Source organism: Pseudoxanthomonas sp. J35, from assembly GCF_000513995.1.
Classification (GTDB): domain Bacteria; phylum Pseudomonadota; class Gammaproteobacteria; order Xanthomonadales; family Xanthomonadaceae; genus Pseudoxanthomonas.
The window spans coordinates 30,646-50,387 of the sequence record NZ_AZVB01000014.1; the positions used below are offsets into that span (position 1 = coordinate 30,646).

At 65.7% G+C, this 19,742-nt stretch carries 19 protein-coding genes and 1 other RNA gene; 17 read left to right on the forward strand and 3 right to left on the reverse strand.

Features of this window, described 5'->3' with window-relative positions; genetic code table 11:
* Positions 1-70: 70 nt before the first annotated feature.
* The 8 genes from PSEJ35_RS0110355 (at position 71) to PSEJ35_RS0110390 (ending at position 6,947) form a co-directional block, all read left to right on the forward strand.
* Positions 71-403 carry an iron-sulfur cluster assembly accessory protein gene (locus tag PSEJ35_RS0110355; protein WP_028917726.1) on the forward strand — a complete coding sequence of 111 codons (333 nt, stop codon included), beginning with the start codon at positions 71-73 and terminating at the stop codon, positions 401-403.
* Positions 404-499: 96 nt separating this feature from the next.
* Positions 500-2,293, forward strand: coding sequence for a DUF885 domain-containing protein (locus tag PSEJ35_RS0110360; RefSeq protein ID WP_084635508.1), 1,794 nt, complete (start codon positions 500-502; stop codon positions 2,291-2,293).
* Positions 2,294-2,547: 254 nt separating this feature from the next.
* Complete coding sequence (gene rpsF / locus PSEJ35_RS0110365) at positions 2,548-2,982, forward strand: 30S ribosomal protein S6 (RefSeq protein WP_028917728.1); 435 nt, start codon at positions 2,548-2,550, stop codon at positions 2,980-2,982.
* A gap of 11 nt (positions 2,983-2,993) precedes the next feature.
* Positions 2,994-3,224, forward strand: coding sequence for a 30S ribosomal protein S18 (gene rpsR / locus PSEJ35_RS0110370; RefSeq protein WP_024868851.1), 231 nt, complete (start codon positions 2,994-2,996; stop codon positions 3,222-3,224).
* A gap of 157 nt (positions 3,225-3,381) precedes the next feature.
* A complete protein-coding gene (gene rplI / locus PSEJ35_RS0110375; RefSeq protein WP_028917729.1) occupies positions 3,382-3,831 on the forward strand; it encodes a 50S ribosomal protein L9 in 450 nt (149 codons plus the stop codon).
* A 206-nt stretch (positions 3,832-4,037) separates the two neighbouring features.
* Positions 4,038-5,447, forward strand: a complete 1,410-nt coding sequence (locus tag PSEJ35_RS0110380) for a replicative DNA helicase (protein WP_028917730.1) — start codon at positions 4,038-4,040, stop codon at positions 5,445-5,447.
* Positions 5,448-5,607: 160 nt separating this feature from the next.
* Complete coding sequence (locus PSEJ35_RS0110385) at positions 5,608-6,246, forward strand: OmpA family protein (RefSeq protein ID WP_084635515.1); 639 nt, start codon at positions 5,608-5,610, stop codon at positions 6,244-6,246.
* A gap of 230 nt (positions 6,247-6,476) precedes the next feature.
* The gene (locus tag PSEJ35_RS0110390; RefSeq protein ID WP_028917732.1) at positions 6,477-6,947 is read left to right on the forward strand and encodes an MgtC/SapB family protein; all 471 of its coding nucleotides are present in this window, start codon (positions 6,477-6,479) and stop codon (positions 6,945-6,947) included.
* Between the two features lie 27 nt (positions 6,948-6,974).
* Here the strand turns inward: PSEJ35_RS0110390 and PSEJ35_RS0110395 are convergent, their stop codons facing one another.
* The gene (locus PSEJ35_RS0110395; RefSeq protein ID WP_028917733.1) at positions 6,975-7,211 is read right to left on the reverse strand and encodes a hypothetical protein; all 237 of its coding nucleotides are present in this window, start codon (positions 7,209-7,211) and stop codon (positions 6,975-6,977) included.
* A gap of 53 nt (positions 7,212-7,264) precedes the next feature.
* Complete coding sequence (locus tag PSEJ35_RS16005) at positions 7,265-7,936, reverse strand: UdgX family uracil-DNA binding protein (protein WP_051412644.1); 672 nt, start codon at positions 7,934-7,936, stop codon at positions 7,265-7,267.
* Between the two features lie 140 nt (positions 7,937-8,076).
* On the opposite strand from PSEJ35_RS16005, the gene ssrA reads away from it, so the two are divergent.
* The 3 genes from ssrA to PSEJ35_RS0110410 all read left to right on the forward strand — a co-directional run bounded on the left by ssrA (position 8,077) and on the right by PSEJ35_RS0110410 (position 9,650).
* Positions 8,077-8,431: a transfer-messenger RNA gene (gene ssrA, locus PSEJ35_RS16985) on the forward strand.
* 440 nt (positions 8,432-8,871) lie between these two features.
* Complete coding sequence (locus PSEJ35_RS0110405) at positions 8,872-9,150, forward strand: DUF1778 domain-containing protein (RefSeq protein ID WP_028917734.1); 279 nt, start codon at positions 8,872-8,874, stop codon at positions 9,148-9,150.
* Positions 9,147-9,650, forward strand: a complete 504-nt coding sequence (locus tag PSEJ35_RS0110410; protein ID WP_028917735.1) for a GNAT family N-acetyltransferase — start codon at positions 9,147-9,149, stop codon at positions 9,648-9,650. Before PSEJ35_RS0110405 ends, PSEJ35_RS0110410 begins: the two co-directional genes overlap by 4 nt.
* Before the next feature lie 635 nt (positions 9,651-10,285).
* On the opposite strand, the gene PSEJ35_RS0110415 is transcribed toward PSEJ35_RS0110410, so the two are convergent.
* Positions 10,286-10,771 carry a DUF3489 domain-containing protein gene (locus tag PSEJ35_RS0110415; protein WP_037083046.1) on the reverse strand — a complete coding sequence of 162 codons (486 nt, stop codon included), beginning with the start codon at positions 10,769-10,771 and terminating at the stop codon, positions 10,286-10,288.
* A 109-nt stretch (positions 10,772-10,880) separates the two neighbouring features.
* Here PSEJ35_RS0110415 and PSEJ35_RS17765 point away from each other — a divergent pair, with 109 nt between their 5' ends.
* From PSEJ35_RS17765 to PSEJ35_RS16010, 6 genes are all read left to right on the forward strand, one after another.
* Positions 10,881-11,006 (forward strand): hypothetical protein, encoded by a 126-nt coding sequence (locus tag PSEJ35_RS17765; RefSeq protein ID WP_255326739.1) that lies wholly within the window; start codon positions 10,881-10,883, stop codon positions 11,004-11,006.
* A gap of 159 nt (positions 11,007-11,165) precedes the next feature.
* On the forward strand, positions 11,166-11,384 hold the full coding sequence (locus PSEJ35_RS0110420) for a helix-turn-helix domain-containing protein (RefSeq protein WP_028917737.1): 219 nt from the start codon (positions 11,166-11,168) through the stop codon (positions 11,382-11,384).
* A 13-nt stretch (positions 11,385-11,397) separates the two neighbouring features.
* Entirely contained in the window at positions 11,398-13,110 is a 1,713-nt protein-coding gene (locus PSEJ35_RS0110425) for a site-specific DNA-methyltransferase (protein ID WP_028917738.1), read from the forward strand.
* A gap of 5 nt (positions 13,111-13,115) precedes the next feature.
* A complete protein-coding gene (locus tag PSEJ35_RS0110430; protein WP_028917739.1) occupies positions 13,116-15,830 on the forward strand; it encodes a DEAD/DEAH box helicase family protein in 2,715 nt (904 codons plus the stop codon).
* Positions 15,827-18,337: an AAA family ATPase gene (locus PSEJ35_RS0110435; RefSeq protein ID WP_028917740.1), complete on the forward strand. Its 2,511-nt coding sequence runs from the start codon at positions 15,827-15,829 to the stop codon at positions 18,335-18,337. Before PSEJ35_RS0110430 ends, PSEJ35_RS0110435 begins: the two co-directional genes overlap by 4 nt.
* Before the next feature lie 13 nt (positions 18,338-18,350).
* Complete coding sequence (locus PSEJ35_RS16010; protein ID WP_084635510.1) at positions 18,351-19,742, forward strand: McrC family protein; 1,392 nt, start codon at positions 18,351-18,353, stop codon at positions 19,740-19,742.

Sequence of the window (19,742 nt, forward strand, 5' to 3'; positions counted from 1 at the left end):
ACGGCAATGCCGACAGGGGCGGGACAGCCTCGACGCCTATAATCACCGGGCCACCACGGAGATGCACCCCATGCCAGTCACTCTCACCCCCGTCGCCCTGGAACGCGTGCAGCGCTTCCTGCAGCGCGACCCGGCCGCGCTGGGCCTGCGCTTCGGCGTGGAGCGCACCGGCTGCTCGGGCTGGGGCCACGTGGCCGACCTGGCCCGCGAGCAGCGCGAGGGCGACGCCGTGTTCGAGCAGGGCGGGGTGCGGATCTACGTCGATGCGCAGAGCCTGCCGCTGGTCGACGGCACCGAGATCGACTTTGCCCGCCAGGGGCTGGGCGAGGGCTTCGTGTTCCGCAACCCCAACGCCACGGCGGAGTGCGGCTGCGGCGAGAGCTTCACCACCGGGCCGGCCTGAAGCGGGCCCGTCTGGCCGGAAGGCGTGCCTTCCGGCATGGCCGCCGCGCGGCCGCACGCGCTAGGCTTGGGCGCTTCCAGTCCGCCCGGAGTCCCGATGCGTCGTACCGTCCTGGCCGTTGCCCTGGCCGCCTGCTGCTTCCCCGTGTTCTCCGCCGAGCCCGCGACGCCCGCCGCCGCGTCCGCGTCGCGCAACGCGGCCTCGCTCGCGCTGCACCGCCTGTTCGACAGCGAATGGGAGCGCAACCTGCGCGAGTCGCCGGAGAACGCCGCCTACCTGGGCGACCACCGCTACGACGACCGCTGGACCGACATGAGCCTGGAGGCGATCCAGCGCCGCGAGGCCGCGGACCGCGAGGCGCTGGCCGCGCTGCGCCGGATCGACCGCGCCGCGCTGCCGCCGGACGACCAGCTCACCTATGACACCTTCCTGTGGCTGCAGGAGCGGGCGGTGGCGCGCCAGCGCTTCCGCGAATACCTGCAGCCGATCGGCCACCAGGGCGGGGTGCAGACCGCCGACGGCATCGCCGAGATCCTGCCGTTCGCCAGCGCCGCCGACTACCGCAACTGGATCGCCCGCCTGCAGTCGCTGCCGCAGGTGCTGGAGCAGACCACCGCACTGATGCGCGCCGGCATCGAAGCCGGCAGCCTGCCGCCGAAGGTGCTGATGCAGCGCGTCTCCGGCCAGATCGCCGCGCAGGTGGTGGAGGATCCGGAAGCCAGCCCGTTCTACCGGCCCTTCAGGAAGATGCCCGACGCCATCCCGGCGGCCGAGCAGGCCGCGTTGCGCGCGCAGGCCAAGGCCGCCATCACCGGCAAGGTGGTGCCGGCCTACCGCGAGTTCGGCCGCTTCTTCGAGGCCGAGTACCTGCCGCGCACCCGCGACAGCATCGCCGCCACGGACCTGCCCGACGGCAAGGCGTACTACGACTTCCTGGCCGGCTGGTACACGACCACGCGCCTGACCGCCGACGAGATCCACCAGATCGGCCTCGAGGAGGTGGCGCGGATCCGCGCGGAGATGGAGAAGGTCCGCGAGGAGGTCGGCTTCAAGGGCGACCTGAAGGCCTTTTTCCAGCACCTGCGCACCGATCCGGAGTTCTTCTACACCGATCCGGCCGACCTGCTGGAGGCCTACCAGGCCCTGGCCAAGCGCATCGACCCGGAGCTGGTGAAGGTGTTCCGCACCATCCCGCGCCAGCCCTACGGCGTGCGCCCGATCCCCGACAACATCGCCCCGGACACGACCACCGCCTATTACCAGCCCGGCGCGGTGGACGGCAGCCGCGCCGGCTTCTACTACGTGAACCTGTACAAGCCCGAGGTGCGGCCGAAGTGGGAGATGCTGGCGCTGTCGCTGCACGAGGCGGTGCCGGGCCACCACTTCCAGTTCGCCCGCGGCGCCGAGCTGCCGGGGCTGCCGCTGTTCCGCCGCTCGGCCTATTTCGTCGCCTACGGCGAGGGCTGGGGCCTGTACGCCGAACGCCTGGGCTACGACATGGGCCTGTACGACGACCCGTACGACCGCATGGGCCAGCTGGCCTACGACATGTGGCGCGCGGTGCGCCTGGTGGTCGACACCGGGATGCACGCCAAGGGCTGGAGCCGGCAGCAGGCGATCGATTTCTTCATGGACAACTCGCCCAAGACCGAACAGGACGTGGTCAACGAGATCGACCGCTACATCGCCTGGCCGGGGCAGGCCCTGGCCTACAAGATCGGCCAGCTGAAGATCTCGGGCCTGCGCGAGGAGGCCGCGCGCGAGCTGGGGCCGGCCTTCGACGTGCGCGATTTCAACGACGCGGTGCTGGAGACCGGGTCGGTGCCGCTGGAGACGCTGGAGGCGCATGTCCGCGCCTGGATCGCGGAGCGCAAGAAGGATTCCCGCTGATATTTTAAAGAGTTGCGCGATATAGTTGCAGCGTTTTGTTGCGAAGGGCTCCTCGTCCCGCGGTCTCGGCCAGGGGCAGGGGAGTCGCCCGAAGCCGGGCGCAGACCCGCGGGTTTGCGCCCAAGTGACTGACCCGGCATAATTTCCGGCTTCCTGCGGCACGCTGCCGGCAGGAACCCTTGCCCCACCGCTTCCGTTCCGGTCGACGGGGGGCTGCCAGGCCCGCAAGGGCCGCATCCACGAGGAAACCAACGATGCGTCATTACGAAATCGTGTTCCTGGTCCATCCGGACCAGAGCGAGCAGGTCCCGGCGATGATCGAGCGCTACAAGTCGATCATCGAGGGCGGCAACGGCACCGTGCACCGCCTGGAAGACTGGGGCCGCCGCCAGCTGGCCTACCCGATCCAGAACCTGGTCAAGGCCCACTACGTCCTGTTCAACGTCGAGGCCTCGCAGGCCGTCCTGGACGAGCTGGTCGAAACCTTCCGCTTCAACGACGCGATCCTGCGCCACCTGGTCATCCGCCGCGACGGCCCGGAGACCGAGCAGTCGCTGATCATGAAGAGCAAGGACGAGAAGGGCGACAAGCCCGAGCGTGGCGAGCGCCGCCGCCGTGACGAGGAAGGCGAGGGCAACGCCACCGCCGCCGCTGAAACCGACGGCGACAACGCCGAAGCCGCCGCCTAAGGAGCACAGCCATGTCCAAGTTCTTCCGCCGCCGCAAGTTCTGCAAGTTCACTGCCGAGGGCGTCAAGGAGATCGATTACAAGGATCTCAACACCCTGCGCCAGTACCTGACCGAGAACGGCAAGATCGTCCCGAGCCGCGTGACCGGCACCAAGTCGCGTTACCAGCGCCAGCTGTCGACCGCGATCAAGCGCGCCCGTTACCTGGCCCTGATCCCGTACACCGACAACCACGACATCTGATGCGGGTCCTTCGCAGGAGCCCGCACATCCGTGTGCGGACTGTTGACGAAAGGCACTTCATCTTCAGAGCTGGTTGTTAGAACAAGACACGTCCGATCCGGACAGCAATCGTTGCCGCGCCTGCCATGGCGCGGCTAACGGATAGAGGAGCAATACGATGGAACTGATCCTTCTGCAGAAGGTCACCAACTTGGGCAACCTCGGCGACAAGGTCACCGTGAAGCCGGGCTACGGCCGCAACTTCCTGGTCCCGCAGGGCAAGGCCGTGCCGGCCACCGCCGCCAACCTGGCCGAGTTCGAGGCCAAGCGCGCCGAGTACGAAGCCAAGGCCAAGGCGCTGCTGGACGAGGCCCAGGCCCGCCTGGCCAAGCTGGAAGGCGCCAGCATCACGGTCAAGGCCAACGCCTCGACCGAAGGCAAGCTGTACGGCTCGGTCGGCCCGCGCGACATCGCCGAGGCCTTCACCGCCGCCGGCCTGCCGCTGGAGAAGAGCGAAGTGGTGATGGGCGAAGGCCCGATCCGCCACACCGGCGAGTTCGACGTGACCGTGCACCTGCACGCCGACGTCGAGACCACCGTCAAGGTCGTGGTCGAGCCGGAAGCCTGATCGGCCCCTGGTCCGCAATACCCGACGGAGGGCGCCGCAAGGCGCCCTTCTCTTTTGCGGCCCGTCGCAGCCGGTGAGATGTCCACGGGTTATGCACAGGGTTGTGCATGGCAGTGGCGCTGGCCGGCGCATACGATGGGCCGCTGCTCCACTGGTCCATTCCGGCCGCGTGCCCAGGCACCCGGCCGTATCGAGGAACGCCCCGAATGTCCGCACGCCCCGGTTTCCGCAAAGACCGCGAACGCGACAGCAGCGATGGCCGTATCGAACACCTGCGCGTCCCGCCGCATTCAGTCGAGGCCGAACAGGCGGTGCTCGGCGGCCTGATGCTGGCGCCGGAGTCGTACGACAGCGTCGGCGACATCCTGGTCGAGAAGGACTTCTACCGCCGCGACCACCAGCTGATCTACCGCGCCATCCGCGAGCTGGCCGAGAAGAACCAGCCGTTCGACGCGGTGACCCTGGGCGAGTGGTTCGATTCGCAGGGCTTCTCCGAGCAGATCGGCGGCGGCGCCTACCTGGTGGAGCTGGTCACCACCACGCCCTCGGCAGCCAACATCCGCGCCTACGCCGAGATCGTCCGCGACAAGGCGGTGCTGCGCCAGCTGATCGAGGTCGGCACCGACATCGTCAACAACGGCTTCCAGCCCGAAGGGCGCGACAGCGCCGAGCTGCTGGCCAAGGCCGAGCAGGACGTGTTCGCGATCGCCGAGGCCGGCGCGCGCGGGCGCACCGACTTCACCGGCCTCAACACCGCGCTGCGCGACGCCTTCGAGGTGCTGCAGAAGCGCTTCGAGAGCGGCGGCAACATCACCGGCCTGCCGACCGGCTATACCGAGTTCGACAACATCACCGCCGGCCTGCAGCCGACCGACCTGATCATCCTCGCGGCGCGCCCGGCGATGGGCAAGACCACCTTCGCCCTGAACATCGCCGAGTACGCGGCGATCAAGTCGAAGAAGGCGGTGGCGGTGTTCTCCATGGAAATGTCGGCCGCGCAGCTGGCGCTGCGCCTGATCTCCTCCAACGGCCGGGTCAACGCCCAGCGCCTGCGCACCGGCCAGCTGGAGGACGAGGACTGGAGCCGGGTGACGGCGGCCATCCGCATGCTCAAGGAAACCAAGATCTTCATCGACGACACGCCGGCGCTGTCGCCGGACGTGCTGCGCTCCAAGTGCCGCCGCCTCAAGCGCGAGCACGGCCTGGGCCTGGTGGTGATCGACTACCTGCAGCTGATGCAGGTGCCGGGCAACAGCGAGAACCGCGCGACCGAGATCTCGGAGATCAGCCGTTCGCTCAAGGCCCTGGCCAAGGAGCTCAACGTGCCGGTGATCGCGCTGTCGCAGCTCAACCGCTCGCTGGAAACGCGTACCGACAAGCGCCCGGTGATGGCCGACCTGCGCGAATCGGGCGCCATCGAGCAGGACGCGGACATCATCCTGTTCATCTACCGCGACGAGTACTACAACAAGGAAAACTCGCCGGACAAGGGACTGGCCGAGGTGATCATCGGCAAGCACCGTAGCGGTCCGACCGGCTCGGTGAAGCTGAAGTTCTTCGGCGAATACACCCGCTTCGACAACCTCAGCCACGACTCGGTGGGCAGCTTCGAGTAGGCCGGCGGCCGCGCCGCCGGCCGCCGGCCGGATCTGTGGCCGCAGACACGATCCGCTCATCTTGGGCTGCTTATGCTCCCGTGCACCCGGCCGGACGGCCGTGAATCCCCGCACAGGAGCGTGTCCCATGACCAAGAACAACATCCTCGCCGGTACCGCCATGCTCGTGGCCGTGCTCGCCGCCGGCTGCCAGACCACCGATCCGTACAGCGGCCAGCGCCAGCAGAACCGCACCGGCACCGGCGCGCTGATCGGCGCGGGCATCGGCATCGCCGCCGGCCTGCTGAGCGGCGACAGCGCGGTCGAGCGCCGCCAGCACGCCCTGATCGGCGCCGGCCTGGGCGGCCTGGCCGGCGCGGCCGTCGGCAACTACCAGGACCGCCAGCAGGCGGCGCTGCGCGAGAAGCTGCAGGGCACCGGCGTGGACGTGGCGCGCAAGGGCGACAACATCACCCTCAACATGCCGGGCAACATCACCTTCGCCTTCAACAGCGCCAACATCGACCCGCAGTTCTACACCGTGCTCAACGACGTGGCCGGCGTGCTGCGCGAGTACGACCAGACCGTGGTCGAGGTCGCCGGCCACACCGACAGCGTGGGCAGCGACGAGGTCAACCAGCGCCTGTCCGAGCAGCGCGCCGAAGCGGTGGCCCAGTACCTGGCCGCGCAGGGCGTGCAGCGCGAGCGCCTGATCACCGTCGGCGCCGGCAAGCGCTACCCGATTGCCAGCAACGACACCGAGGCCGGTCGCGCCGCCAACCGCCGCGTGGAAATCACCCTGGTCCCGATCCAGTCCTGAGCCGGCCGACTCAGCCGGCCACTTCGGCCAGCACGCGCTCGCCCTCGCGGCGGGCGCTTTCCGCGGCCTCGGCCACGGCGGCGTCTTCCGCCGCGGCCGAGGCCGCGTTCGCCGCCGCGCACTGCGCCAGGACGGCTCCGGCGCCGGACCTGGCCGCGGCGGAACCGGGCCGGGCACCCCCGGCTGACGGCTTCGCGGCGGCTTGACGGTGCGCCGGCGATGGTGCGCCGATGGAATGGTTCGACGAACTGCGGACACTGCCGGGCGTCCTCTATGCGATGGCGCTCGGCGGCGCGATCGGCTTCGAGCGCGAGCTGAAGGACCGGCCGGCCGGTTTCCGCACGCACATGCTGGTGGCCGGCACCGCGGCGCTGCTGCTGGGCCTGAGCCGGATGGTGCTGGAGGACGGCCGCTACGGCGGCGCCGGCCTGCAGATCGATCCGCTGCGCCTGGTGGAGGCGGTCGTGGCCGGTGTTTCCTTCATCGGCGCCGGCACCATCTTCGCCAGCCGCAGCGGCGAGAGCGTGCAAGGCATCACCACGGCCGCCTCGCTGCTGATGGTGGCGGCGATCGGGATCACCGTCGGCTTCCGCTACCACCTGCTGGCCCTGGCCATCACCGTGCTGGCCCTGGGGGTGCTGACGGTGCTGCGCTGGGTCGAACGGCGGGCCAGGTCCGGCGGGCCGGCGCGCGGCGACTAGCGCTTCCCGTCGGCGGGGCGCGGTGGCTCAGACCCGGTCCTCGATGCCCTCGACCCCGGCGTGCGCGGCGCAATGCGCGCAGCAGAAGAAGCGGCCGTCGTGTTCGGCGCCGTGGCCGATGATCCGGCAGCCGCAATGCTCGCAGGCCGGGGCGACGGCATGGATCGCGCATTCGAACGAGTCGTAGGTGCCGCGGGTGCCGTCGGCCTGGACGATCTCGAAGGCCTTGTCGTAGTCGTTACCGCAGACGTCGCAGCGTGCCATGGGGGTTCTCCGGGGGCGTCGGGGCGTGCCATTGCAGCGCCGCCGCCGTGAAATCAGGGCGACGGTCGCGCGAAGCCGCGGTCGAGCCCGGCCGCAGCGGTGCGCAGGTCGCTGAGCAGTTGCGCGCGGGCGGCCTCGCGGTCGGGTCCGCGCATGCGCAGGATCGCCGAGGGATGCCAGGTCGCCAATGCGTGTGTTTCCGGTCCCGGCACCTGCCAGCGTCCACGTTCGCGCAGCAGGCCGAACCGGTTGCCGAACAGCGTATGCGCGGCCATCGCGCCAAGCGCGACCGCCGCCGGCCGCAGCCGGTCCAGCTCGGCGGCCAGCCATGGCCGGCATGCGGCCTGTTCGGCGGCATTGGCGCGGCTGTGCAGGCGGCGCTTGCCGCGCATGCGGAACTTGAAGTGCTTGACGGTGTTGGTCAGGTAGACCTGCAGCGGATCGATCCCGGCCTCGGCCAGCAGCTCGCGCAGCAGGCGCCCCGCCGGCCCGACGAAGGGCTTGCCCGCCAGGTCCTCCTCGTTGCCCGGCTGTTCGCCGACCAGCATCAGCCGCGCGCGGCCAGGGCCGGCGCCGAACACGGTGCGGGTGGCATCGCGCCAGAGCGGGCAGCGTCGGCAGCCGGCCGCCTCGCGGCGCAAAGCCGCCAGGGAACCGTCCGGCACCTCGTCGACCGGCTTGGCCAGGCGGGGCGGCTCGGGTCTGCGGGCGCGTGGCGGGACCATCGCCGCAGGCTGGCGCCGGCGCCGTGGCGCGGCGGTGAACGGATGAACCCCCGCCCAGCAGCACGCAGGCCGAGCTTGAAGCGGGGCAGGGGCGTCCCTACACTGCAGGGTGTCTGGCGATACGCTCGCCCGAAGTTTCCGGGGGTGTCCTGGTTTCGACGGGGGTCGCGAAATCGACCGGCGCATGCCGAGGGGGCAGCTTTCCTCGTTAATCCAGCGGCAAAACTCATAGTTGCCAACGACGACAACTACGCTCTGGCCGCTTAAGGCCTAGCCCCGAACCCACTTGTGCCCGTGCTCGTGGATGTAGGGTCACTATCACGGGATCGCCAGCGGTGGCTGCCTGTCAGCCGGTGGTCAAAACAAAGCAGGCTGGTTCCGGGGCGCGCTTCGCACACCGTGCTGCAACGGAACGAGACCCAACGGTGAGCTAAGCATGTAGTGCCGGAGATGGAGTGCCTTCGGACGGCGGTTCGACTCCGCCCACCTCCACCAATAATGAAACCCCAACCGTTCTCGGTTGGGGTTTTTTCTTGCCTGATCGCGCCGGTTCCCGCGTGTTCTTGGGGGTTCCTGCGGAAGCCTGCGGACTTCGCCGGTCAGCCTCTCAGCCCGTTCCGGGCCACATTCCACTCTCTCCTGGCCATTCCTCGCTCCGACCTCGCTCCCTGGAAGTTGCCCGAAGTCCGCAAGGGCCACAACTCAGGCCCTTACAGATCAAAGAGTTACGCGCGGACGAATCAAGCGGTTGGATTGCGGCATCGGGTGGCGACGGAAACGCTGCGGGTGCGTTTCGTCGGTCGTTATCGAGCACTACCGACAGATTGCAACGCGGAAGTATGTGCCTGGATGGGGGCCAAGATAAGAAATGCCTTGTCAGGACAATGTCCGGACACCTACAATAGAGACATCCAAAATCCGTCCGGAGGGGCACCATGAGCACCCTGAATCTTTCCAAGACCGAACGCATTGACGTTCGTGCCAGCGCGCCAGTCAAGCAACTGCTGCAGGAAGCCGCACGCGCCTGCCACAAGAACGTCAGCGAGTTTCTGCTCGATGCAGGTGTAACGGCGGCCACGCAGACGCTGGCGGATCGTCGCCAGTTCCTACTGGACGAGGCGCAGTGGCAAGCCTTCCAGGAGGCACTGGACCGCCCGGTGCAAAGCAAGCCGCGTCTGAAAAAATTGCTGCGTGAGCCCGGGGTTCTGGATTGAGCAGTGCTTACTCCCCCGTTCGCAAGCTGCTTGCTACGGATCAGGTCGATGCGTTCGACTGCGGTGAGAATGCGCTGAACCAGTTCCTGCAGCGCTACGCGCTCGTCAACCAGAAGGCCAACAGCGCGCAGACCTACGTTTGCTGCCAGGGTGACGTGGTGGTCGGCTTCTACAGCCTGGCCGTTGGTAGCGTCGATCCGATCGCTGCACCGTCGAGAGTGATGAAGGGGCTGGCACGCCACCCGGCGCCGGTCATGATCCTGGCCCGGCTCGCCGTGGACAAGGAGCATCAGCGTAAAGGTCTGGGCCAGGCCTTGCTCAAGGATGCGCTCCTGCGTACCGCACAGGCCGCCGACATCGCCGGCATCCGCTGCCTGTTGGTCCATGCCAAGGACGATGCGGCGCGGCAGTGGTACGAATCGTGGGAATTCGAGCCCAGCCCGACCGATCCGTACCATCTGTTCCTGATGCTCAAGGATCTCAAGGGCATGTTGAGCTGAGGGAGTGTCTCCACCTCAGAGTCCGACTCTCTCCCGCTGCTCATCCCACAGCGCCGGCGGATCAACCGCCAGATCGAACAACGTAATGTGGTTCGGCAGTGCGTCGTCCAGGATGGCCGTCACGATGTCGGGCGCCAGCGTGGTCAGTTACCGGTTACCAACCACCGATGATGCAGATCATGGCCACGGGCGCGAACCTTGTCCGCGCACAGGTTTGCACCGGCGCAGTGGCAGCTGCGCGTATGCGGGCACTGACGCTGGATGGCGCGGGCTCAGGTGGGGCGGTGTGTGCGAACCGCAAACCCTGCAAACCTTGTTTTCTGGCCAGACGGTAGCGCAATGCTGCGCTCGCGCCCCCCGTATAGAGGAATGGCGGGGAAGGACCCATTTCACCTGTGGCCGTCACGAGCCCCGGCAAAACGGTGATCGACGCAAACGCACAAGGACGCGGGCTTGCGGCCGTTTCAACGCTGGATCGCGCTCAATCGGTTAGCGTGGCGCAGCCTCAGGCCGAAACGGCCGACGTGGGAACTCCAGTGCTGGCACGGGTTTGAGGGCGATCTGCCCCACAAACCCCTGAAATCGGCCACCGTGGGTGCAAGGGCCTCCAGAAACTGGACACCCTTGGCGGTAGATCACACCACCCTGTACACCCGTTCGCCGCTGTCGTTGTGCGCCAGCACCACGTTCAGGCCCAGCTTCTTGCGCAGCATCCCGGAAATTGCCCCGCGCACGGTGTGGGGCTGCCAGCCGGTGGCCAGCATCAGTTGCAGGCTGGTCGCGCCTTGCGGGCGGCGCAGCGACATCACCAGCGCGGCGAGCTTGCTGCCAGGGCGGATCGGGATGCCCTCCAGAAGTTGGAGGTCGTCGGTGGCGTCCATCGGCTGGACGTCATCCGGCGGCACGGATCGTTGCTGGCCGATGGCCGCATAGCCCGCGTCGGTCAGCATGTGGCCGCTGTCGGCAGGGTCGATCCACCCGCGCTGCAGCAGTGCGGTCAGCACCTTGACCCGTGCGCTACCGCGCAGGGTGTCCGGCGGAATCACGCGCCCATCGGCGCGGCGGGCGGCAGTGCGCAGCAGCAGGGCTTGGGCCGGGGAGAGTTTGGGCAGGGTGTCCATCGCTGCCGCCCTCACTTGGCCTGACCGTCGAAGATCGCCAGCAGCTCATCCAGCGCCTGGTCCACCCGCCCGAGGTCACCGACTGGCCCCAGTGGATGGCGTCCGGGGCGTGGCCGAAGTGGTCGTCGGCCAGTTGGCGCAGGGCCTCGATCTTGTCGAGAATCAGCGGCAGGCGCTGCAGGTCGGTGTCGAGGGCGGTGGGCTGGGTGGTCATGGCGGTCTCCGGGTTGATTGATGACGCCGCCATTCACGCGCTGAACCACAAGCAAGCCAAGCTAAAGATCATGCTCTGGGCATATGGCGCTCGCCGGCCACCCGCCAAACTGATAAATTACACCTTTTGCGATTTAAACCGACTTTATGCCGCCCGAACCGCTTTCGCCGGAGCATTGCCATGACCGCTGAACCATGGGTATCCGTGGACCAGATTGCCGAGCATCTGGGCGTCACACGCGACTCGATCTACCGCTGGATCGACCGCAAGCACCTGCCCGCGCACCGCGTGGGTCGGTTGTGGAAGTTCAAAGTGTCCGAGGTGGACGACTGGGTGCGTGCGGGCGGCGCGGATGAAGAACAACGCAGCGACGGCCAGACGCCATCGCGCAAAATTTGAGGGGATGGGCTGAATGCCAACATTGAACTGGATCGGCAAAGAAGCCGTCGTCAAACACCACAAGGATGTGCCGTTCCGCCTGCTGGAGCCGGTGCCGGAACTCTCCTGCGGTGATGCCAACAGCGGCAACCTCATCGTGCAGGGCGACAACCTGCACGCGCTCAAGGCGTTGTTGCCCCGCTATGCCGGGCAGGTGAAGTGCATCTACATCGACCCGCCGTACAACACCGGCAACGAGGGCTGGGTGTACAACGACAACGTGAACAGCCCGGAGATTCGTCGCTGGCTGGGCGAGGTGGTGGGCAAGGAAGGCGAGACGCTGGACCGCCACGACCGCTGGCTGTGCATGATGTACCCGCGGCTGGTGCTGTTGAAGCAATTCCTCCGTGAGGACGGGGCGATCTTTGTGTCCATCGACGACAACGAGGTCGGCAACCTGCAAGCCTTGATGCGCGAGGTCTTCGGCGCCACGAACGAGGTTGCCACCATCGTCTGGGAGAAGGGCAAGAAGGGCGACTCGAAGCTCGTATCGGTCACGCACGAGTACATCGTCGCCTTCGCGCGGAACAAGGCTCTGCTCAAGGAGCGCAAGGTCCGCTGGCGGCGCAAGAAACCGGGCGTTGACGCCGTGCTGGAGCACTATGAGAGCTTGCGCAAGAAGCACGGTGACGACCACACCTCGATTCGCAAGGAAATGATGGCTTGGTACCGCGCCTTGCCCAAGGGTGATCCGCGCAAGGGGCACAAGCACTACAACTGGTCTGACAAGCGCGGGCTTTACTTCGCGGCGGACTTTGCGGGACCTGATGACGGGCGCGAGAACCGCCCGCGCTATCCGATCCTGCATCCCGTCACCCAGCAGCCCTGCGCCATGCCCTCGACTGGCTGGCGGTGGGAAGAGGACACCACGAAAGCGGCGCTGGCTGAGGACCCGCCGCGTATTCACTTCGGCAAGGACCACACGACGATTCCAAACCGCAAGAGCTACCTCTTCGAGATCGACGAAGAGCCGATGATGAGCGTGTTCTACAAGGACGGGCGCGCGGCCACGCTGGAGGTCGAAGCGATCCTTGGCGCGGGGGCGTTTCCGTTTCCAAAGGATTCCGAGGTCATTGCCGACCTGGTGGGCATGGTGGTCGAGCCCGGTGACCTCGTGCTCGATAGCTTTGGCGGCTCCGGCACCACGGCGCACGCGGTGCTCAGGTTGAATCAGTACTTGAAGGAGCCCGTTCGCTTCATCCTTGTCGAACTTGACGACGATGTCGCACGGAACAAGACGCGCGAGCGTGTCCGAAAGGCCATCGAGGGCTACACGCCTCTCGTGGGGAAGAAGCGAGTCCCGATCGAAGGCCTCGGCGGCGGCTTCCAGTTCTGCCGCTTGTCCAAAGAACCCCTGTTCGACGCCGACGGCCAGATCCGCCGCGATGTGACCTTCGCGCAACTGGCCGAATTCGTCTGGTTTGCTGAAACCGGCACGGGCTTTATCGGCACCGCCGATTCACCGCTGCTGGGCATCCACGAGGGCCGCGCCATTTACCTGCTCTACAACGGCATCCTCAAGGACAAATCTGTGGGCGGCGGGAATGTACTCACCGGCCCGGTGTTCGATGTGTTGCCCAAGTTCCCAGGCCCCAAAGTGATCTACGCCGCCGCCAACCGCATGGGTGCCCGCGCCGCACGCGAGGGCATCACCTTCAAGCAAACCCCTTACGCGCTGGAGGTGTAAGCCCCATGAGTTCCCAAATTCGCGGATTCGCACCGAAAATCTATCAACAGCAAGTGCTCGACAGCGTGGAAGCCTATTTCAAGGCCTGCCACGAACTGCCGTCGCCCTCGATCGCCTTCACCGCCACCACCGAACGCCTGTGGGGGCGCGGCAACCCCTACAGCCCGCTGTCGGGCTTCCCGGCCGACATGCCGTACTTCTGCCTGCGCGTGCCCACCGGTGGCGGCAAGACCTGGCTGGCTGCCAAGAGCGTGGCCTTGGTCAACACGCATCTGCTGCGCTGCGAGCACAGCGTGATTCTGTGGCTGGTGCCCAGCAAACCGATCCGCGAGCAGACGCTCAAGGCGCTGAAGGATCGCAACCACCCCTACCACGCCGCGCTGCGCGAGGCGGGGCCGATCACGGTGCTGGATCTGGAAGAAGCCAAGAGCGTGACCCGCGCCACGCTGGACACCTCGACCACGGTGATCGTCGCCACCCGGCAGGCATTTCAGGTGGAAGAGGAGGAGTGCCGCAAGGTGTACCAGTCCAGTGGCGCACTGATGCACCACTTCGACAACCTGTCGCCCACACAGCGCGATGAATTGCTGACCGATGGCGAGGGCAGCGAGCGCACCACACCGTATTCGCTGGCCAACGTGCTGCGCCTGCGCCGCCCGTTCGTCGTTGTGGATGAGGCGCACAACAGCCGCACAGAACTGGCCTTCGACATGCTGGCGCGCTTTCGCCCCAGCGGGGTGATGGAGCTGACCGCCACGCCCGACCTGGAGCGCACGCCCAGCAACGTGCTGCACAGCGTTTCCGCCGCCGAGTTGAAGGCGGAAGAAATGATCAAGCTGCCGGTAGTGCTGGAAACGGAGCCCAACTGGCAGCAGTGCCTGGCCGATGCCATTGGCCGCCGCGATGCCTTGCAAAAGCTCGCAGACGAAGAACGCCGGGCCGGGGCGTCTTATCTGCGGCCCATCGTGCTGATTCAGTCCGAACCTCGCCGCGCCGGTATCGAGACGCTGGATTTCGAGAAGGTGAAAAACGAGCTGATCACCAACCACGGCATTCCCGCCAGCGAAATCGTGGTGGCTACTGGCGAGGAAAAAGGGCTGGAGCAGATCGATGCCGATTACAAGCTGGGCATTGCCGACCCGGCCTGCCCGGTGAAGTTCGTCATCACCCAGAAGGCGCTGGCCGAAGGCTGGGACTGCCCGTTTGCCTACATCCTGGTGAGCATGGCCTCGCTGTCATCGGCTACGGCGGTGGAGCAGTTGCTGGGGCGCGTGCTGCGGCAGCCCGGTGCCAGCCATCGGCAGGCCCGCGCATTGAATCAGTCTTATGCCTTCGTGGTATCCCGCAACTTTGCCGAGACAGCTGGCGCACTGCGCGACCGTCTGGTTGCCGGTGCCGGGTTCGAGCGGCGCGAAGTCACCGAGTTCGTTACCGCCGCCAAGGCCGAGCAGGCACGGCTGGACTTGGAGGGCCACGCCGGGCGCGTGGTCGTTCGGCCCGTGGCGATTACCTTGTCCGAAAAGCCCGACCTTAAAAGCGTGCCGAAGCCGGTGCGAGACAAGGTGAGCTGGGACGGCAAGCTCAACACGCTGACCATCAGCACGCCGCTCACGGAAGATGAAGCCGAAGTGCTCAAGGCATCGGTGACTTCGGAAACCGCCGCAGCGGCGATTGTGGAGGCCGCCGAAGTCAGCCGCACCACGGCGATTGAGTTCTTCCAGACGCCCGCCGAATTGGGTGAGCGTTTTCGGGTGCCACAGTTGGCCTTGCGCGTGCAGGGCGAGCTGGCGCTGTTTGATGATCCGGAGGTGCTGGAGTATCCGTGGGACCTCTCACCCTACGATGCGGCACCGACGGCCGATGAGCTGAAGGCGCTGGGCGCCGCGCTGAAGGTGTCGGAAGGTGGCGAAATCGACATCGACGAAGGCGGCCACGTGGTGTCGCGCTTCTTGCCCGAGTTGCAGCGCGATCTTGCCCTCGTCTATCAACCGGAAAACTGGGATGAGGTTCGTCTCGCCACCTGGCTGTGCCGCAACCTGCCCGAGCCGTCACTGACCCATGCCAGCAAACAGGCCTTTGTCGCGGCGTGGCTGACCGACTTGCTGCGCCGGGATGGTTTCACGCTGGCGCGGGCCAATTTGCAGAAGTTTCTGATTCGCAATCTGCTGGAGGCGCGCATTCGTGAGCTGCGCAAACAGGCCGTCGGCAGGGCATTCCAACAGACACTGTTCGGTGACGATGCGGCCACGCGGGTGGCGGTGACCGATCAATACGCCTTTGAGTTTCACGCCCAAGCCTATGCACCGAGCCGCGACTACGACGGGCGCTTTGGGCACTTCGATTTCCGCAAGCACTTCTATGGGCGGATGGGTGACTTCGACAGCAAGGAAGAATTCGAGTGTGCCTGCCAGTTGGATATGTGGGCGCAGCAGGGCCGCATCCAGTTCTGGGTGCGCAACCTCGTGCGGCGCGAAGGCAGTTCATTCTTCTTGCAGAAGGCCGATGGCCGCTTCTACCCAGACTTCCTCTGCCAGTTGCCAGGGACGGCAGGCCAGCCGGGGCCGGTTCTCGCGGTTGAGTACAAGGGCGCGGATCGATGGAACGAGGCTGAGGATGACCGCTTGATCGGTGGCCTGTGGGCCAATCTGTCGCAAAACCGTTGCCGGTTCGTGATGCTCAAGGACAAGCGGTGGGATTGGATTGAGGAGGCGCTGAAGTGAGCGACTTCCAAGAACAATACGCCCTGTGGGATGAGTTTCTGACCATCTGGCCCGCCTCGCGGCTGGCCACGATGACGCTGGATGAGTACACCCAGGCCGGCTCGAAGGAGAGCTTCACCTACTGGATCGAATCCCGCATGGATGAGATGGGCAGCATCTGGGGCGGCTCGGCGTTCAAATTCGGCGTGTTCTCTCGCAAGGACACCGAGGTGCGCGAGAGTGCGGAGAGCCGCAGCTATTCGGACACCCACGGCTGGTATTCCGCGCTAGGTGCCACGGCGGAAGAAGCCTTCGAAAAGGTGCGTGGCTACGTCGGGCAGATCGCAGCCTTGGCTGCGAATGGCGATCTGGACGGTATCGAGGCCTTCGATCATCTGGGCGAAGCCATCAAGTGGAAGATCGCCTTTCACTACCAGAACCGGCAGCAGCCGGTGATCGTGGACATCTTCAAGCGCGCGCCGCTGGCCGCGTTCACCGGCGGCGCGGCCAGCCAGAGCATGGCCGCCTTGCAGCAGGCCGCGCTGGCCCAGCGCCCTGAGGGCGTGGGCATTCTGGAATTCGGGCGGCAGGTGTGGGAGGCGTGGAGCCAGAAGAACCTGGCCATCTGGAAGCTTTCCCACGGCAACCCACCTAACTTCACCGACGCCGAGCGTCAGCAGTACCTCGATGGCCAGTGGGCGGTGATGCACCGCGACACCGGCAAGGAGCAGGGCAAGAAGTTCGCCGAAGCGCCGCTGGGCACGCTGTTCTTCCTGTGCCACGGCAACAGCCCTCAGCGCATCGGCCAGTTCACCTCAAACGCCATGCCCTGCGCCAAGGGCGACGGCTGGCTGCAGCGCAGCTACCGCGTGCTCAAGCCTGCCACGCGCACGGATCGCTACACCGCCAATTCCAAGTACTGGTCACCTCAGGGCAACACCACCTTCTGGCAGGTGGGCGCAGACGATCTGCCGGAATTCGAATCGACCTTGCTCAAGGAGTACTTCGGCACCGATCTGGCCGAGCTGGCCACCCTGGCGGGCGAGCCCATCGAGGCCGCCAGCATTGGCACCGGCCTTGCGCCGCCGCCCTCGGTGCCTGCACAGCCCGCCGCCAGCAAGCCAGTCGCCACCTGCATCAACCGCATCTACTACGGCCCGCCCGGCACCGGCAAAACCTACACGCTGATGCAACTGCTCAAGCGGGATTACGAGCAGGCGGCGGCCATGATCTCGCCGGAGGAGTGGCGCAACCAGATCATTGCCGAGAAGATCGCGGTGCTGAAATGGTGGGAGGGCGCGGCCGCCGCGCTGTACGACCTGGGCGGCAAGGCGAAGGTGGCGGACATCGCCGAGCACCGTTTCATCCAGGCCATCACGGCGGCCAACGGCTCCAACCGCAACGTCCGGCAAACGCTGTGGCGCACCCTGCAGAACCACACGGTGGACGAATCCATCACCGTGAAGATGAAAAAGCGCCTGAGCCCCGCCGTGTTCGACAAGGCGGCCGATTCGGTGTGGCAGTTTGCCGGAGACTGGCGCGACGACTGCGCCGATCTGATTGCGTTGGTCGATCAGCTCAAGCGTGGCCAGCAGGACGCCGGTGCGGTGCAGCGCTACAGCTTTGTCACCTTCCACCAGTCCTACGGCTACGAGGAGTTCGTCGAAGGGCTGCGCCCCATACTGGCGGGCGATGCGGACGCGGGCGAAGTGGCCTACGAAATCCGCCCCGGCGCGTTCAAGGAGCTGTGCCGCAAGGCGCGGCAAGCTCCCGACCAGCGCTTTGCGATGGTGATCGACGAGATCAACCGGGGCAACATCAGCAAAATCTTCGGTGAGCTGATCACCCTGATCGAGGCCGACAAGCGCGACCCGTTGGACGGCAGCGCGCCGCCGGTGGAAGTGGTCTTGGCGTATTCCGGCGAGAAGTTCTCGGTGCCCGCCAACGTGGACATCATCGGTACGATGAATACGGCGGATCGCTCACTCGCATTGCTGGACACGGCGCTGCGCCGCCGCTTCGACTTCGTGCCGCTACTGCCTGACACCCGTGAAGAGAAAGATGCGGATGACCCGCACAGCGCGCCCTTGGCGGGCTTGGTGGTCACCACATCAATCGGCGCGATTGACGTGCGCCAGATGCTGGAGCGCATCAACGAGCGCATCGAAGCCCTGTACGACCGCGATCACTGCATCGGCCACGCCTATCTCACAACACTGGCGGATGTGGATGATGGCGAGGCCCGCTTTGAAAAATTGGCCGACATCTTCCGCGATCGCATCGTGCCTTTGCTGGAGGAGTACTTCTTTGAAGATTGGCGCAAGATTCGGCTGGTACTGGGCGACAACCAGAAGCCCCAAGCGGCCCAGTTCATCACCGAGAGCGATGCTCACGAACAGGACTTGAATGACTTGTTCGGCAACGACCACGGCCTGGACAGCTACGCCACCCAGCGGCGCTATCAATCGCAGCCGTCGGCATTTGCTAACCCCGCCGCGTACCGTGGCATCTACCTGTCCTTGGCTTGAGGGGTGGATCACAATGTCAGGCACCACGATCTACGAATTTGATGCGCTGGCCGCAGATGCCCCCGGCGTATCCGATGCCGTAGGCCTGCGCTCGGTGCCTCAGTCGGTGTTTGCCTGGCTGGAATCCCTGGCCCTGAGCCTAGCCGAAGCGGGCGAAACCGCGTGGCTGAAACTGTCTCAACGGCGAGGTCGACGGGCCGTGCAGGTGGCCAGTTTCGTGGGGGTGATTCGGGCACCGGATGGGTATCAGATCGAGGTACTACCCAAAGTCGCCAAGGCCATCGGCGGCGGGGATGATGAGGCGCGTGAGCTGCTGATCGAAATGCTTCGTTGCCTGGGCGGTTTTCGTCATATCCAGTCCGACAGTGCCAAGCTGGTGGCCACCCGCATGCCGTTGCTCGAGGTGTTCATCGGAGAGTTCCTGCGCGCCGTGGAGCATCTAGTCAAACGCGGCCTGCGCAGTGATTACAACCTGCAGCAAGACAACCTGTTTGCCTTGCGCGGCAAGTTGCAGATGGCAACGCACCTGCGACGCAACCTCTGTCGCCGTGATCGCTTCTTTGCGGAGTTCGACGAGTTTTCTCCTGACCGGCCAGAAAACCGTCTGTTGCACGCGGCATTGCGACGCGCGCTGGCTTGGACTGCCTCGCAGACCAATCAGCAACTGGCACGCGAGTTGTGCTTTGTGTTTGCTGAGATACCAGCATCACAGCATCCCGCAATGGACTTCCAGCGGGTTCGTCTGGATCGCGGCATGGCGCATTACGACGCGGCCCTTGCGTGGGCTCGCTTAATTCTGGAGGACGAATCACCACTCACTGGGGCCGGCGGCCATCGTGCGCCATCCCTGCTGTTCCCGATGGAGGCGGTGTTCGAAGCCTTCGTCGCCAAACACCTTGCCCGGCAACTTGGGCAGGGGTTCACTCTGCGCACTCAGGCGCACACCCTGTCGCTGGTCAGGCATCTTGAGAAGGATTGGTTCCGTCTCAAACCCGATTTGCTAGTGCAGGAATCGAAGGTGAATCGTTTGGTACTGGACACCAAATGGAAGCTGATCGACGGCCAGCAGGCCACGGGTTCGGAAAAGTACGGGTTGGATCAAGGGGACTTTTATCAGCTCCACGCCTACGGCCAAAACTATCTCGACGGCGTTGGTGATGTGGTGTTGATCTACCCGAAGACGGATGCTTTCAGCAAGGCACTGCCGGTGTTCGAATTTCCGAAATCGTCAGGACTGCGGGTGTGGGTGTTGCCGTTCTGCCTTAAGCAGAAGCGATTGCAGTTGCCGTCGTGCGGCAGTCTGAATGTGTTTTTCGTGGATGCGGAGACCGCCGATTCAGTTGTTCGAAAAGTTCGAATACCTGCCTCCGTGGACAGATTTCAAACAGTGACAAGCAGTAGTTGA